Origin of the sequence: Streptantibioticus parmotrematis, from assembly GCF_019890615.1 — a bacterium.
GTDB classification, from domain to species: Bacteria; Actinomycetota; Actinomycetes; order Streptomycetales; family Streptomycetaceae; genus Streptantibioticus_D; species Streptantibioticus_D parmotrematis.
Genome location: NZ_JAINVZ010000013.1, coordinates 62,397 through 79,701 on the forward strand (window position 1 = coordinate 62,397; position 17,305 = coordinate 79,701).

At 68.5% G+C, this 17,305-nt stretch carries 5 protein-coding genes (1 of these 5 running past the window's edge); all 5 read left to right on the plus strand.

Annotation, left to right across the window (positions count from 1 at the left end):
* On the plus strand, nucleotides 1-8,750 hold the 3' end of the coding sequence (locus tag K7472_RS19240; RefSeq protein WP_222979729.1) for a lonely Cys domain-containing protein. The gene continues 39,862 nt to the left of window position 1, outside the view; the window shows 8,750 of its 48,612 coding nt (coding positions 39,863-48,612); its start codon lies beyond the left edge, outside the window; it ends in the stop codon at nucleotides 8,748-8,750.
* A 1,114-nt stretch (nucleotides 8,751-9,864) separates the two neighbouring features.
* Nucleotides 9,865-10,284, plus strand: a complete 420-nt coding sequence (locus tag K7472_RS19245; RefSeq protein ID WP_222979731.1) for a YbaB/EbfC family nucleoid-associated protein — start codon at nucleotides 9,865-9,867, stop codon at nucleotides 10,282-10,284.
* Between the two features lie 52 nt (nucleotides 10,285-10,336).
* Nucleotides 10,337-14,335, plus strand: coding sequence for a type VII secretion protein EccCa (gene eccCa, locus K7472_RS19250; protein ID WP_222979732.1), 3,999 nt, complete (start codon nucleotides 10,337-10,339; stop codon nucleotides 14,333-14,335).
* Between the two features lie 275 nt (nucleotides 14,336-14,610).
* The gene (locus tag K7472_RS19255; RefSeq protein ID WP_222979733.1) at nucleotides 14,611-15,396 is read left to right on the plus strand and encodes a hypothetical protein; all 786 of its coding nucleotides are present in this window, start codon (nucleotides 14,611-14,613) and stop codon (nucleotides 15,394-15,396) included.
* A gap of 795 nt (nucleotides 15,397-16,191) precedes the next feature.
* Nucleotides 16,192-17,220, plus strand: a complete 1,029-nt coding sequence (locus K7472_RS19260) for a LysM peptidoglycan-binding domain-containing protein (RefSeq protein ID WP_222979735.1) — start codon at nucleotides 16,192-16,194, stop codon at nucleotides 17,218-17,220.
* Nucleotides 17,221-17,305 lie beyond the last annotated feature (85 nt).

Here is a 17,305-nt window from a genome sequence, read left to right on the forward strand (position 1 = left end):
CCTCCGACGGCCCGGCAGCGGACGGCGTCACCCCGAAGGCGGGCGGCGACACCGCTGAGGGTGAGGGCGCGCCGCTTCAGGACCCCGACGCTGACATCCTGATACACCGGGCCGATAGCACGGTCCCGGCATCGCTCGTCCGTACCTCGTTCCCGGAGGACCAGTGGGTCAAGCGGGCCGAGGCGTACCGCCACCTCGCGGAACTGACGCACTACACCCGCCTCATGAAGGACCCGCGCAACGGTGACGTCATGTCCCGTCGAGAGCCCGTGCCTTGGGCAGCGGGCGGTTTCGGTGTCCACTTCTTCGCCTCGCACGGCGGTCCGGAGGGCATTGAGCTGGCTCTGGGAACCGGCGGTTCCCGCAGCGTCGGCGGCGCACGGGCCGGCGGCACGCTGGGCCGACGGCCTAGCATCGCGAACCTTCCGGCCACCGACGTCCTCGTGGCCCTGTTCTGCGAAAGCCCCCAGGAAGCGCAGGCGTTCGCGGACGAGTTGGGCAGGCGCGTTTTCGCGCCCACCGGCGGTGTCGCCCTGGAGCCGCCGACCCGCACCCGGCCGGCGCGGCTGACCTTGTTGCACGACAGGGCGGGGCGGCCCACCTGGTTCCAGGAGTACGTGCCGGGCATGAACGACACTCCCGGCTCCTCCCCGACCGAGGCAATGGACGGTTGGCGGCAGGCGACAGGTGAGGAGGTCCCGTCCGCCGACTACGCCAACGTCACGCTGGCGGACCTGGACGAAGGGCAAATGGCTCTCTACCGGCTGTTGCTGCGGGAGCTGGATGTGACGGAATGGCTCTACCGCCGCTACGAGAGCGGCAGCGCCGTCAGCATGATGCCGTCCAATGTCAGCCTCTTCGCGCGGATGATGCTGAACCTGCCGTCGGGCGAACCCGTCACCGGTGACCACCGGCGCCAGGCAGTCGAACTCGCGATGTCCCCCCAGCAGGCCTTGGGGGGCCACTCGCTCGGCCCCAGCTTGCGAAAGGTCGTCATCGACACTCTCACCGACATCCAGTCCCTCGACTTGACGGACGCCTCCTCGGTGCACACGTACTTCGCCGACGGATGGGGCGAACGCCAACAGGACACGTACTGGGAGGAATCGGAGGAATCGGAGGAAGAGGACGACCCCGAGAGGGACGAGCCGCCCACAGCGCGGGAGGAACGGCCCACGGCCCGTTCGGAGAGTGCCGCGGTCTCTGGTGAGGAGGACCGAAATCTCGCCGGCCCGCCTTCGGTGTCGCGGTCGCAAACGGTCAAGGCGCTACGGAGCCTGATGCCTCGGAGTGATGACGAGACCGCTGTCGAGGCGGACTTCGAACTCCTGAAGCAGCAGGCCGCCGCTGCCCTCGACGACCGCAGGGCGCCTGGCCGCGACGCCCGGATGATCCGCGCCCGCCGATCCGCGACGGCCCGGCCGCCGCTGAACCTCGACAGCGCTCCACGGGCCCCGCGGCCGGGCGCGGCGAAGGCCCTGGAGCCGCTTCAGGAGGATTCCGCCCGGATCGACACCGGCCTGTCCGGGGTCTCGTCGGCCGGACTCCCCCCGACGTCTTCCGGGGGAAGGAGCTCCGCTGTCGTGACCTCGGTAGAGGACACCTCCTCCAGTGTCTACAGCGTCGAGGGCGGGGCGGAGCCCAAGGGGCCGTCAACCCGTGAGCGCCTGGTGCACCGGTGGCCGGACCAGGAGAGCACGACCGATTACCACGTGTTCGACGAACGGCCCACGGTCGCACCGTTGTTCACCGTGCCGGCCGACTACCGCATCGTCGAACCCCGAGGGGACTCCGAGCCCGATCTGCCGCTTACCACCATCGGCCTCGGCGTCTACAACGTCGACGGCGCCGAGCGCCCCGCACTCTGGCCGTCCAGGGACCGCAGCATCGCGAGCCTGCGGGTGGGCAAAGCGCAGCAGCTCTACGCCACGCTCCGGGCGGTGGAGCGTGCCAACGCCCGCATGGTCCGTTACGACAGCCCCGTCCGGCTCGTGATCGACCGGAGAGCCGGCGTCGTCCTCGGGCCGTCGACCGGGGCGGACGGGAAGGTCCTCTATCGCGTGACCGCCGTCTTCACGGAGGAGAACATCGGCAACAGGCGTGAGGGCGACAGCTCCCGGGACACCGCGCGCGCCATCGCGGGCACCAGGCAAGGCGGGGGAGAACGGGAGTCGCACATCGTCTTCCGGGCCGCGGACGGGAGCGACACGCCGGTGACCACCGCCGAGGTCTTCTCGCCGGAGGAGCTGGAAGTCGTCTTCCATCCTCTGGCAGAGGCTCTGGTGGCCACCACCAAGGCCGTTCAGACCGCCCAGAAGCCGGACCCCCGCTGGGCCGCGGGGCACATCGGACGCAAGGACACCGACCGGCGGACCGTGCCGCAGCCCGGTCGTGAGTACGGCACCAGCCTGGCCCTGTTCGAAGGCCCGAACGTGGCATCGGCCGCGTTGTCCGACGCGGCCGCCAGTATCGGTGTCAACGAGCATGCCTGGGCCGAGGTGGGCGAGGTCTATCTGACCGTTGCCGTCTTCTCCCGCGACGAGGAGGGCAAGGCGAGCCTGCTGCCCAACTACGCGGCGCCGCACAAGGAAGCGGGGCTCGCCACCTTCTCGCACCACTTCGCCGCGGTGGTGTTGGAGAGCGAGGACGGCATGAACCAGGTGACCCTGGAGAACGTGGCCCGGGACAAGGAGGCGAGGGCCGCCGCCACCGCGGCGATCGAGGCGAACCTCGCCCGGTTCACCGCGGAGGAGCTCGCGGCCTACGCGGACCGGCTGGACGTCCGGAATGCGGGCGGCTCGGACCACCGGGCCGACCGCTTGAGCGGCCTCGTCCGGGGACTTGCCAACCTCAAGAAGGCCCGGACGTACCTGGCTTCGCTCACTCCCGAGGCGGTGGACTGGGAGGGCGCGCAGAAGGCGGCCAAGCACCTGCTTTCGTCCGCCGTGCAGCGGATGATGAAGGCCGAGTCGGGCATGCAGAGCAGAGATGCTTGGTATTTCACGATGCTGGGACGCGGCCCGGGGGAGAGTGCCCACGACCGGCACGGCGGGTTCCTCGGCGACGACCCCGCCCTGGTACCGAATCCGCTGACAGTCGTCGTCGTGCATAACTCGCTGCCGAAGACTTCACCGTTCCTCCCCGGCCAGGACGCCGCATTCGTGTCCCGCAGGATCACCGCTATCGCGCGTTCCCTCGCCACCGCCGGCCTGTGGAGTCGGACCGCTGGACTACCTCTCCCGAAGGTCGTGGTACGTGGCTTCGTCGACGCGGCCGCCAGTTCGGTCAAAAGCCGCCGCCTGGCAGGTCTCGTACCGGGGTCCTCGGACGCGATGTCGGCCGCGCGGGACATGCGGAGTCGGCTAGCGGCCGAACTCTCCCGGATTCTGGGCGAGCGGCAGAGCGGAGACCCCGGCGAGCCGCTGACCGCCGATGTCTTCCAGATCGACGTCAAGGCAGGGCGGCGCGATCTGGAAGATCATTCCTGGCAGGTCGACATCGAGATCGCCGACCCGCGCTCCGAGCCCGGCACACCGGCAGACGTGGGCTCGTCCCGGACCAGGGGCCGCGCCTTCGGTCTGCGGTTCCGCTCGGGCGACGAGACCACCATCACCCGAGCCGTCGACTCCACCGGCGGTGACCCGGCCGACGGCGGAACTGGTCCTGCGGAGTCCTCCGCCCCGCCTGCGGCTCCCACCGCGCGGGAGGCCTTCGGCACCGACACGGTTACTCCGCAGATCGCCTCGGTACTCGACTCCGCTCTCGCCGAGGTCGTCCGAGACGGCTCCGCGCCGCCCGTGGACGCCGCCGACTCGTTGGTCCGGCGAGTTCTGCACCTGGACCGCGACGCGATGGTGGGCGCCCAGGAGCGGCGTGCCCTGCTGACCCTGGTCGCGGAGGCGACCGAGCGGCTCCGGGCCGCGAGCATCCCGGAGCTCGGCGCGTTCCACCTGGAGCACGGGCTGGGCCTCCTTCGGCCCGAGACCCTGCTGCGGCGGTCGGACGGTTCCTTCGCCGGGCGCAACTGGACCGGCGCGCCGGTGGAGTTGGAGACCGACGAGGTGCTCGTGATCGACACCGACGGCAATGTCCTGTTCCAGCGTTCCGCCCCCTGGCAGGGGGACCCGTATGTCGTGCTGGCCGGTGGTGACGCGAATCTGCTGACTCTTGTGCTCGCGGATGGTTCGACCCGCCTGGTGCCGTGGGAGGACATGGCCGAACTCGTTCGGCGGGATATGACGGGGCGGGGGAGCACCGAGGTGCCGTCACGGATCCCAGTTCTGGCCGTCCCCGCCGCGGGCGCAGGGTTCATGGACACGCCGCGGCGCGTGGCCCGGACCGTCGGGACCCGGGTCTGGTCCAGCGACGGCGATGTCACCACGGCTCCGGGCTCTGACGGAGCTACCCGCCTCGCGATCGTCGCGGTGGACGATGGCGGGACCCGCACCGGGGGCTGGCTCCCCAGCGACCCAGAGCTGTGGGCGCGCGGCCTGGAAGGCTCGGTCCGCACCCTCGACGGCCGGGAGATCCCGGACAGCCACATCTACACCGTCACGGAGGCCAGCCTCGACCGGCAGCGGCTGCTCGGCCGGACCTCGGTCCCCGCCCACGAGGTCAGTGGCTCCCTCGAGCAGGAGTACGCCCAGCTGTCGGAGGCCGAGGGCTTCGCATTCGTCGTACCGGACCCGGAGGCTCCCGACGGAATCCGAGAGGGCGCGATCCAGCCGCTGCCCTGGCCGCGGGACGTCCGCTACCTCGGCTTCCACGCGTTCGCACCGGTGGGGGACGGCGCAGGGGCGGTCCGCCTGGTGCTCCAGGACCAGAGCACTGTGGTGGTCGCACCACAGGAGGCCGCGGCCTTCTTCGGGCGCCGCGGCAGCATGCAGGCTCTGGCCTCCGATGTGCCCGTCGTCATCAACGGCTGCTTCGTGGCGGCTGATCCCACGGACGACCTGCTCGTCACGCCGCGCCCCGCTCAGCTGTTCGCGAACCGCCTGGGCCAGGACGTCTGGACCACCGATACGGAGGTCGGCTTCGTCGGCGATCGCGGTGGCCCCCCCAGGTTCCTCCTGAGGACAGGAGACCTGGCGGCTCCGGGAATTGGCTGGTCACGGCTCCGTCCCGAGCCCCACGAGAACCGTCTCGCGGCGCTCCTGCGCAGCGCGGGGCTGAACACCGTGCAGGCTCCGGGCAGTGCCACGAAGCGCGCGTTGCGGTGGGTGCGTGCTCTGCGCGAAGCGTACGGTCAGGACGTCTCCGACCGGCCGGACTACCTGGACCGGCTGAGGGGAATGGCCGCTCTCGACGAGATGCGGGCCGTGGACGGCGACACCGAACTCCTGACATGGCGCACCCTGCACCGTGTCGTGGCGGACCACGTCTCCGGCCACACCCGGGAGCATCGGCCCTTCGCGCAGGCCTTGGACATCGTCCTCACCGCGGCCCGGGCCCACAGTGCCATCGGCACCGCCCAGGGTCTGGCCGACTTCACCGGCGGCGGCCAGGGCGGCACCGTCGACACCTCCCTGGTGGCGACGTCGGGTCGCAGCGAGGGGACGCCGGACCCGCAGGACCTCGCCGCACGGCTCGCACAGAAGGCGGACGAGTTCGGGGGGCTGCCCGAAGAGGGCCTCCGCGCGGCCGATCAGCTCGCGGAGGAACTGGGCAGTGGTGACCCGGACGCCGTACTGTCGGCGAACATCGCCTTCGGCACCATCCTCACGCGCGGCGGCTACGAGGACGAGGCCCACGGCCGACGCCGCGGCGATGCCTCGTCTCGCCCCGCTACCTCCGGCGCCGGTAGACGCGCGGACGCGCCCGTCTTCCGCGAGACCATCGAGTGGGGCACCCGAACACCGTCCTCGGTGGGCGGTCCGCGGGAGGCGGAGGAAATCCCTCCGCACGCCGTGCCGGACGACGACATCGAGATCGCGGAGGACACCGTTCTGGTGTCGTTGGTGCCCGGCCCGAGCGAGATCTACCAACAACTCGAAGCGCACCAGCCGCTCGTGGTGCATTTCAACCCGGGCGAGGCCGAGATACCCACGATGAGTCTGTCCGACCTGGAGATGTGGACCGAGATCCTCACCGTCCCGCTGGGCCAGTGGGACGGCGAGGACAATGGACTCGGGCTGTTGCTGGTCGGGTCTCCGACACCGGGCGCCCCGTCCGAACTCACCAGCGCGCGGATGGAAAAGGTACACAGCGCGATCTCCGAGGTACTCAGTGACTTCCTTGCGGAGAACGGCATGTCGGGCGTGAGTCGGCCTGAGGAACTGGTCACCTTCAGCAAGCGGATGCTCGTCAACGCCGCCGGCCGCAGCCGCTCGACGCCATCGGAGTGGTCAGGCAGCCAGCCCAGCGGCCTGAGCCAGTGGACTTCATGGGATTGGGCGGTCAGCCGCTCCGGCAGTGAGGCCCATTCACCCGAGTCGGCCCGGCACAGGCCGGTGATCCGCCGGGTGTCGGCCGGTACCGCGCTGCGGCAATCCCTGCCGGACAGCGTGCTCGCGGGCGTCCTGGCAGTCATGCGCGTACCGCACGTGTCGGCCGCGGTGGTTGAGCAGGTCTTCGGCATGCCTGAGGAGAACCAGAAGAAGTTCCAGCGGGTCGCGGACAAGCACGGTGTGGTGATCGAGGTGCGGGGGACACATCCCGACTCGGTACGGCATCTGAGGAACGGTGCTCTTCCCAAGCCGAAGGAGATCAAGGCGAAGACGATCAACGAGCTGGACACCTTCCTCGGCGCCAGGGACGCGGATATCGGACTCGTCGGTTTCTTCGTGCCCCGACTGCCGGAGCGCACCGAGGAGTTCCAGGATGACGACCGGTGGGAGGCGATCAAGAGGCGCTACGAGCAACGCCTCGCCGAACAGGCCGCGCTCGAAAATGTGATGGGAACTCTTTTCACCACCAAGCGCTACCGGGTGATGGACGGTGTCGTCCAGGGGCTTGACCAGACAGGCCAGTGGAAGCCGTACACCGGGGACCACGACGTGTGGAACCTGCTGGAACTGGACGGCGAGCAGGTCGACCCCCTGCGCTACGAGATCACTGTGGGCAGGCTCATCGCCGACGGCATCGCGCAGCACGGCGCGCACTTGTTCTGGGATCCGCAGGACCCCTTCGAGCGCGAGGTATTCTCCCGGGTCGTCGACAGCCACAAGCAGCACTCCGGTGGCGAGCCGCTGGTCCGGTTCGTGCCCGGAGTCCGCAGGCCGATCCTTACCTACGCCGATGACATCATCTTCCTCACCCCGGGTGGTGCGTCCACCGAACTGTTCCCCGCGCAGGCAGACGACGAGAGTGCCGATGCCATGAGCAAGTCCTGGATCGGCATGTACGGCGTCGACCCGGATGAGGCCCCCCAGACGCAGCGGATGCCACAGCCGGCAGTCCTGCGCCCCATGAACACCGCATCGACCGAAGCCGTGTGGATCGGCGCGTACGGAGTCTCGGCCGAGGCTGACGCGCTCGCTCTCGCCTCCGGAGCTCCTCAGGACGCGCCGTACCTCACCGTCGGCCTCGACGTGACGGGTCGCGGGGTGCGCCACGTCGATGGCTCGCTCATGATCCCGGAGGACGTCGCTGACGCCCTCGTTCTGCGGTATGCCGACGGCCAGTGGGCTCCCACCTCGCCGTTGCGTTGGATGTTCTTCGGCGATGATCGGTCCGGCCGAGAGTTCGCCGGTGGCGTCATGCGGATTCTGTGGGGTCGCGGTCTGACCGGTGTCACCGCGGTCTACCCGGACGCCACAGATTTGCGCTGGCATATGATGAAGGCCGACACCGCCGAGACCGACATCCATGACGAGCGTATGAACGTCGGCTACATTCCGCCCGCCGACGAGGGCCTCGCCCCCATTGCCGAGTCCGTCGACGACACGGCCGCAGAGGCGGCTGCGCCGACCGCGCGGAACACCGCGATGGGGGCGGAGGACCTCGCGGAGGAGGCCCTTAGCGACGCGGACTTCGCCGAAGTGGAAGGCTTTCCCGAGAACGCGGGACCGAGTGTGGGAGCCGCGGGTATTTCGGACCTACGGTTGCGTGTTGACCGCGAGTTCGACTGGGACGAACTGGATTCGGAGGCGGACTGGGCCGCCGGGGACGGCTCGGCGCCTGAACGGCCTGGGCTCGGTGAACTGGAATTCGACGGGTCCGGTTCTGACGAGGTGTGGTTGCCGGGTGGCGTCGGCGTAGTGGATCCCGCGGTGTCGTCGGCGGCAGCGGTGCCGGTCGACGCGTCGCGGATCGTTCCGTCACCCGTGTGGTACGAGGGCCGTCAGGCCTTCCGAGCGGACCATCGGGCTCCTGAGGTGGTCTTCGACGAAGGACTACGGCCGCGCGGTGGGAGTCTGGATCTGGAGGAATACGTTCGTCTGGGATTGGGTGAGAGCGCGGGCTATGGATTCGTCGGTGCCTCGCCGAGCAGGGAGTGGGTCGCGGGGTGGGCCGGTCACGGTGCGTTCGTGTACGAGATCGACGCACCGGGCGGGGTCGATGTGGCGGAGACCCTGGCGGCGCACGGTCTGCCGTACACCACGGCTGAGGAGGACGAGATCGCGTTCGCCGGTGGGGTGGCATCGCGTTTTGTCAAGGGCGCGTGGCGGATCGTTGGTGCCGGGCGGGAGGTTGCCCGGGACAACACCCTCGGGGAGTGGATCCCCAATCCCGGCTACCGTCCGTACGGGGAGGAGGGCGAAGGTGGACTCGGAGTCCGCGGCGGTGGCGGGGCTGACGACGGGTCTTGATGGCATGGGGCGCGATGATGGCTCCGCCGTGATGCGCGTGGGGGCGGCGGTACTGGGCCGTGGGGCGGCGGCGCCTGGAGACGTTGGAGATGGGGCGTCGCGCCGTCCAGGAGGCGGGAGCGGGGGCGTCAGGAATGGTACTGGCATTGCGACGGGGTACCGCTGCGGGGCACGGGTGGCTGTTCCGCCAACACAGGAGCAGGTGTACGGCAGAAATCCTGGGGTCACCGCGAGACACTGAGCCGAGCGGGCCACTCGACGGCCTGCTGAAACCGCTGGTCCCGGCGTCCGAAGCATGGGGTGTCGTGCTCCACTTACTTCTGGTTGGTCTCCCAGCACATCGCTGTAACTCCGCTCTTCGCCTTGAAAAATAACCTGCTTCCATTCGCCTCGCGCAACTCGTTCCATCGTATTCTCGGCACTCTTCGGTCTTGCAGTAGAAGCTATTTTGATAAAAACTTCCCGAACATCAGGGTCGTGCTGGACGGCTACATCAGAGAACTACTCGACTTCTACCGTAGGGTTCTCAAGCGCGGTCCGAGTGAATTCGGCCCTATCATGGAGCTGGACCGCCCGATCTCTTGGGAGTCGCGCGAGGCCATGCGACGGATCATGACCCCATCCTCTCCCTGAGGATCGCCAGAGTCGGCGGTGGAACCATCCCGCTGGTACCCTCGGACGTTTATAGTCAGCCGTCCGGGGCGCTCGCCGGGGTGGCCTTGGGGGAGCGTGAGCTGTCGTCCTTCCGGGACCGTCTCCAGAGCGCCGTCGACACGGTCGCGAACTGGCTGCGGCGAGCTCGGGAAGGGTTGTGCCGCTGACGCGGGAGGCCATGGAGGAGCTTCAGTCGTTGGTGTGGGCCGCGACTGATCTGCTCCTCGGGTCGCTCGCCAATGCTGGCGGGAAGACGTCGATGCGTAGAAGTCCCGTCGGCGGGTGCCGTCCTCCACCGCCCATGATCGGGGACGGCGATGGCAACCGAACAGGGAACTGTACCGACCCGGACCACGAACCTACGGTCGAGTAGAGAGGAGCGTCGGAGGCTCACGTACCGGCGCCGGATGACCGAACAGGTGGTGCCATGCCGGAGGCGTCGGAAAATCTTGGTAGTGGAATGGACTTCGGCGAGCTGATCCGCGGGACGAGGCGGATCAGCGGTGGTCTGGCAGATCTGCGGCAGGATCTGATGTCGGTCGAGGCGAACGGCCACGCGGCGGACGGTGCAATCTCCGCGACGGTCTCCGGGGATGGCCGGGTCGTCGATCTGCGCATCGACGAGTCGGCCATGAACTCGACCGATCCACGGACGCTGGCCGAGTACATCCTCGCGGCCATCGACAATGCGCGGCAGTCGGTGTCCGCCCAGAGTACGGAACGGATATCCACCATGACCGAGGGGATCGGCTCCCTGCTGGACCGGCTCCGCAACGGCTCGAACGCCCCTCAGGTGACGCCCCGCCTCCCGCGGCCGGATCCCCGTCGCGGCCGCCAGCCGGAGGAGCCGCCCCGCCGTCGTCCCCGATCAGGGTCGTGAGGCCCTCAGTCAACCTGCCTGCAAACTCCGGCGCGACAGACGAAGAGACGCCATGTCCCGGATCATCTTCCACCGGCCCGCCAGGGTCGTCCCCCCGCAACTACCTACGGAGCCTGTCGTCCTCGCGGCTCCGCCGCAGCCGGTCGGCAAGGAGGGCAACTCCAACTGGCTGATGCTGCTCATGCCCCTACTGTCCAGCATCAGCATGGCGGCCTACCTGATGTCCGGGGGCAAGAAGATGCTGGTGCTGCTGGGCATCGGCTTCGTGGTGCTCTCCATCGGCGTCACCGTCGGTGTCCGCATGCAAATGCGCGGGCAGGTTCGAAAACAGAAAATCCGCGCTCGAGACCGCTACCTGGACCATTTGGTGGAAGTCCGGAACGCGGCCCGGCAGGTGGCTGCCACCCAACGCATCGTGGCGGCCTGGCAGTTCCCTACCCCGTACCGATTGTGGGCGATCGCCACCCAGCGGCGGCGAGTGTGGGAGCGTCGCAACAGTGACCCTGACTTCCTCACCGTGAGCATCGGCCTCGGCTCCGCACCGCTGTCCACTCCGATCCGGCTGGCCGCGCGAAACGATCCGACGGTGGAATACGATCCCCGGGCCAAGGCAGCGGCTGACCGGCTCATCGACTCGATGGCCTCCGTGGAGAGGCAACCCGCTTTGGTAGACCTGGCGAAGGCCGGTGTGGTCAGCGTGCTGGGCCCTCGGGCAGAGGCGCGGGCCATGGTGAGAGCGATGGTGTGCCAGGCCGCGGTGCTCCATGCACCTGACGACGTGGGCATCGTGATCGCCACTGGCGGGGAGGACTGGCACTGGGCAAAATGGCTGCCGCACACCCATGAGCCGGACACCAGGGGCGAGACGGACGTCGTCCCGCTCGTCGCCGAGGATTTCGACGGCGTCGTCGACCACATCGCCTGGGCGATCGAGCAAGGCACCCATAACCAGCCGCGGCATGTCTTGGGGGAGCGTGGGGCCGCCGACCCCCGCCGACGGCTGGTCGTCGTGCTCGACCGGTATGTGCCGCATGCCGCGTGGGCCCGCTCGCCGATCGCCACGGAACTCTTGGCGGTCGCCGGCCCACAGAGCGCCATTACCGTGATCTGCCTGGTGGAGCACGAACGCGACGAGCCCACGCGGGCCGACATCCGGCTGCGACTGGACGACCAGGGCGTCGTCACCGTCGAGGCCCGCCGCACCGAGCAGCGGACCGAGGTCGCGGACATAGCCGCCGCGGCTGCCGGTCTCCCTCTGTGCGATGCCGTTTCTCGGGCGCTGGCTCCGCTGCGACTTTCGGTCGAGGGCGAGGAGATTCTCGCCCAGACCATGTCTCTGCCGAGCATGCTCGGCGTCGGCGACCTGGCAGCCTTCGAGGCGGAACAGCTCTGGGTCTCGGAAGAGGACGAGAACGTTCTGCGTATGCCGGTCGGCTTCGACGCCAACGGGCAACCCCTGGTCCTCGACCTCAAGGAATCCGCACAAGGGGGCATGGGACCGCACGGCCTCATCGTGGGAGCCACCGGGTCCGGCAAGAGTGAACTGCTGCGGACCCTGGTAACCGGTCTGACGATGACGCACTCGCCCGAATTGCTGAGCCTGGTACTGGTGGATTTCAAGGGCGGTGCGACGTTTGCGGGCGTCACCGAACTGCCTCACGTCGCGGGTCTGATCACCAATCTCGTGGATGAGGTCGCACTGGTCGACAGAGTGCGGGACGCCCTGGTCGGCGAGCAGCAACGGCGACAGAAAATACTGCGGGACGCCGGCAACATCGACAATGTCCGCGACTACCAACTGCGTCGAGCAGCAGGGGCTAAGGGCTCGGACGGTCGTCCATTGGAGCCGTTGCCGTACTTGCTGATCATCGTGGACGAGTTCGGTGAACTATTGTCCACCCGGCCGGACTTCATCGAACTCTTCGTCCAGATCGGCCGAGTGGGCCGGAGTCTCGGCATGCACCTGCTGTTGGCCACCCAACGGCTCGAGGAGGGGCGGCTGAGAGGACTCGACTCCAACCTGTCGTACCGGATCTGCCTGCGCACCTTCTCTGCGGCCGAGTCGCGCGTCGTGATCGGTACCCCGGACGCCTACCGGCTTCCGCCCATCCCGGGTTCCGCGTACCTGAAAGTCACGGACTCTGTCCTGGAACGCTTCCGCGTCGCCCACGTCTCCGGCGTCCACCAGACCGACGAGCAGCGTGAGCTCGCCGCCGGGCCCTCGCCCACCGATCCCGTACGGTTCGACCTGCGACTTCCACCAGACCCTGATGAGCGGGAGCGGGAGCGGCCGAAGCCCATGCTCCAGGGCCCCACGGAGATGCAGCTCATCGTGCAGCGGCTGGGAACGGCGGGGCAGCTGGCGCACCAGGTGTGGCTGCCTCCACTGCCGTCGGCGCTCACACTGGACGACCTCACCGGACCGATCGGAGTCAATCCCGACCGCGGCATGTCGGCCGAGTGGTGGCCCCACAAGGGAACGTTGCGCTTCCCCGTTGGTGTCATCGATCTGCCGGCGCAGCAGCTCCAGCAACCCCTCGTTCCCGACTTCGCGCAGGCCGGCCACCTCGCCATCGTGGGCGCGCCCCAGTCGGGCAAGAGCACCTTTTTGCGCACCCTCCTGTTGTCGGGCATGCTGACCCATACCCCGGCCGAAGCGCAGTTCTACTGCCTCGACTTCGGCGGCGGATCGTTGCAGCCCTTCGAACGGGCGCCACACGTGGGCGGCATCGCGGGCCGCCACGACCTGGCGCAGGCCCGTAGGGCGCTGGCGGAGATCCACCAACTCATCGCTGATCGGGAAGCCGTCTTCAGGAGGCTGGGCATCGACTCTGCGGCTGAGTTCCGACGCATGCGCGCCAACCGGCAGCTGCCAACGTACCTGCGAACTGCCGACGTTTTTCTGGTGATCGACAACTGGGGTGCGGTCAGAGGCGAGTTGGAGGACGTCGACGCGGCCGTGCTCGACATCGCCAACCGTGGCCTCGGCGTGGCGGTCCACCTCGTCCTTGCAACCAACCGGTGGGCAGATTTGCGCTTGGCACTGCGAGACACCATCTCCGCTCGCCTGGAGTTGCGACTTAACGACCCCGGGGACTCGGAAATCAATCGCCGGGCCGCCCGGCAGTTCGGACTCGCCGTGTCCGGGCGCGGCCTGGCTCCTCCAGGTATCCAATACCATGTGGCGCTGCCGCGCCTGGATGGGCAAGACACCGCCGACGGACTGTCGGAGGCGCAGGAGGAGGTGCTGGGCAAGCTCGCGGCGGCCTGGACCGGGCCGGTGGCGCCGCCCATCCGGATGCTCCCGGAACGCCTGTCCGTGGCGGACCTCGAACTGCCGCAGGACGACTCCTCGCCTGGTGTGCCGATCGGCATCGCGGAGCGAGATCTGGCTCCGGTGCGCGTGGAACTGAGCGACGCTGACCCGCACTTCTTGGTCTACGGTGACTCCGGATCGGGCAAGTCGAGCTTCCTGCGTACCTGGATCAAGGGTCTTGCCGCGAGGAGGACCGCCTGGCAGGCCCGCTTCATCATGGTCGACTACCGGCGTGCCCTCATGGATGTGGTTCCGCAGGAATTTGTCGGCGCCTACGCGGGCGACGCGAACGCCGCGCATGCCTATGTCGAACAGGTCGTGGCCAAGCTCACCGAGCGACTGCCGCCGCCGGAGGTGACGTTGGAACAGTTGCGCAGGCGTGACTGGTGGAGCGGCCCCGAGTTCTATGTGGTGGTCGACGACTACGACCTGGTCGTGGGCTCGGGGCGGACTTCCCCGCTGTCGCCGCTGGTCGACTTCCTGCCGCAGGCCCGCGACATCGGGTTGCACCTGATCGTGGCGAGGCGTGTGGCCGGGATGTCCCGCGCTTCGATCGGCGAGCAGCTGATGAGCAGGATCAAAGAGCTCGGAACCAGCGGTCTGGTCCTCTCGGGTGACCACCGGGAGGGCGTGGTCCTGGGAGACCAGAGAGCCGTGCAGCGGCCTCCCGGCCGAGGTGTCCTGGTCACCCGTCAGGAGCCCGCCACGCTCGTTCAGGTGGCCCTCACGGATTGAGTGGGCCTCGCCAGGGCCCTGGGCCCCTGGGCGGGTTCGGGGCGCCGCCCGTGTGACGGATCTCGGAGCGGCACCCGTGTACGGCGGGTCCGCACGGCCGAGGTGCGTGCTACACGGCCCTGGACTTCTGCCGCGTGCTCTGGTCGCCGGGAGGCAGATCGACGTGGTGCGTTTGGTGCGACTGAACCTCGAAATCCCATCGGTCGTATCTCTAAGCATCCGGGGCGCATGCCGTCGGGGCCACGACACCGCGAAACACCAGTGAGGAGCACACGTTGACTTCTGATGGCAGCGAGCCGCTCGGGTCAGGCGAGCCGATCGGTCGCTCCGCGAGTGAGTTGCCGGCGGATCCGAGGCTGCTCCGGCTCGACTACTGTCACGAACAGACGGACTGGAACGAAACGTACGACCCGCTGGAATGGTGGCATGTGCGAGTTGGTCTCGTCCACGATTCCCGGGCCGCCGAGGCGGCCTGTACCGCTGCCGACCGCAGTGATGTCGGGCACCTGCGCTTTTGCAGGGTGCGTGACTCCGGCCGGCACGACATGTGGCGCGTAGCACGGGCCCCTCAGGTGCTCGGATCCGTGGCAGATGCGATTCTCGATGAGAAGTCCGGTGAGTTCACCGACCCGTTCCAGCAGGCCCTCAGCTGGCCGGTAGGAGACCTGCTCGTCGTCGATCATGTGGCTTTGGACGAGTGTTGGCGTGGGTTCGGCCTCCGCTCCATTCTGCTGGCCGAGGCATTGGGTGTCCTGGCCTCCGGGTGCTGCGCTGTGCTCAGCATTTCCGGAATGTCCGCGTCAGGCGGGTTGCGCGCCGAGCCACTGGGACAGCCCTGCGCCGCGTGTGTCGATCCGCGCGAGGACGTGGTGAACGAGCACTGGGCAGGAGCCGCGTTCCGCCCCTTCCGCGCGGACGTCTGGTTCGCGGATCCGGGACTGCGGGAGTTCGAGACCTGCCGCCAGCGGCGCGTGGCGGACCTGCTCGACCTGTCACACGCGTTCGGGGAACAGGTGAGAAGAGATGAGACGCAGACGCGCGATCCCTCACGGGTGAAGTGAGGAGAGCCGTTCAAGACGGCCGCGGGCGGTTCGCTCTTGTACGGGCATCGACCGTGAACTGAACCACGCGACGACTGCATTCGTATACCTAGCGGAAGACTGGACGACCGGCTAGCGCCGCGAATTGCACGACATGCCATGAAAGGGACCGCCATGGGGTCATCCCGTGAACCACGCAATCGCCGCTTCCGCCTCGCTTCGGCAGGAATCCTCGCTACCGGTACGGTAGCGATGGGTGTGGCGGGCACCTCTCACGCGTTCGCGGGTGATACACAGCCCTCGGACACTCCGCACCACGATTCCCATCACAAGACGGCTCCTCGGACCGTGCCGAACAAGCCGGCCGCGGCCGAGGCGAAGACCGCACCGCTCGCCTCCGCGCCGGCGGCCGAGACGATGCCACTGTCCAAAGCAGTCATCTTCCGGTCCGGTGTCCCCGAGACCTCGCGGGGCCCGACCAGGGTCCTGGCCCAGTCGGCTACCGGGTCCCAGACCGAAACCGCTCCGGTCAGCAGCCCCGCGCAGGCTGCCCTCGCGCCGCAGGCTGCCCCCGCCTCTCAAGCTGCGCCTGCTTCTCAAGCTGCCTCGGCTTCTCAAGCTGCCCCCGCGATCCAGACGGCCCCCCGCGAGGAGGCCGCTCCTGCGAGCCAGAACGCCGCCGCTCCCCAGGCCTCACCCCCGTCGTGGGTCGCGTCCAAGCCGCGGCCCACGACGGAACCGAAGAGCGACCACCCGGCCGAGGCGACTTCGACATCGCAAGAGACAAGGCCTACAGCCATTCCGCAGGTCGCACACGTGACCGAGACCGTGGCCACTGGTCAGTCCGGGAATTCGCAGAGCGCGAAGGACGCCTCCGCGTCCCAGCCGCAGGACACCGAAGTGACGCCTTCCACCACGGACTCGGGGCTGGCGACGCGGCTGTACCGGGTACGACCGGGGGACACCCTTGAGAGCATCGCCGAAAGTCAACTCCACGACGGCTCGCGATACCAGGAGATCTACGATCTGAACCGCGGCAAGGCGCAGGCGGACGGCCAGAAGCTCACCTCCCCCTCGAACATCGAGCCCGGGTGGGTACTCGAGTTGCCGACGAATGGTGAGGCGTCGCAGCAGAGTGCTCTGTCACCCGGTACGAAGGGCACACCCGTGACGTCGTCCGCGACTAAGGGCAAGCCCGTGACGCCTAAGCAGGAGGCCGCGTCACCCCCCGCGCACGTGGCCCCCCTGCCGGTGGTGAAGAGCGAGCGGACCAGTGAGATTCACGAGCCGAAGGCCGCAGCTCCCAGCGCTGCCGCCCAGCCGACGGCGCGGAATGTCGGCAAAGCGGCCGCAGTGTCGTCGTCGAAGCCTGCTGTTGTGCACACCGGGACGTCCTCGTCATCGCCGAAGACGGATGAGTCGGCGAAGCCCGCAGGAACTCCGACGAAGGCCGGAGCCACGAGGCGGACCACGAAGATCTCAGCATCCCCTACCTCGCAGTCCAGCCGCCCGCAGGACACCCGAAACAGCTGGCGGGAATACACGGTGCGACCGGGCGACACACTCGCGTCCATCACCGCGGCGGAGGTGGGCGCCAGCCCCGTCCGTGAGAGGGAGATCTTCGAACTCAACAAGGACAAGCGGCAGGCCGACGGGTCCGGGTTGACCTCAATGACCCAGCAGTTGAAGCCCGGTTGGAAGCTGGAGATCCCACCTGCCGACGAATGCGCTTCGGAGGTCGCCACGCATCTGTCGGCGGCGCAGGGCGAGCCCGGCACACCTGTGTCGCACGGAGCCAAGTCCATGGGCAAGCACAGTCATTGGCACGATCACAGCTGGTACTGATCGTGCCAGCTCTCGGGGGCCGACCGGGGGGCGGAACGGGCCGACGAGCGTGGTGACGTGGCACCCGTCCGTAACAGCCCCGCGC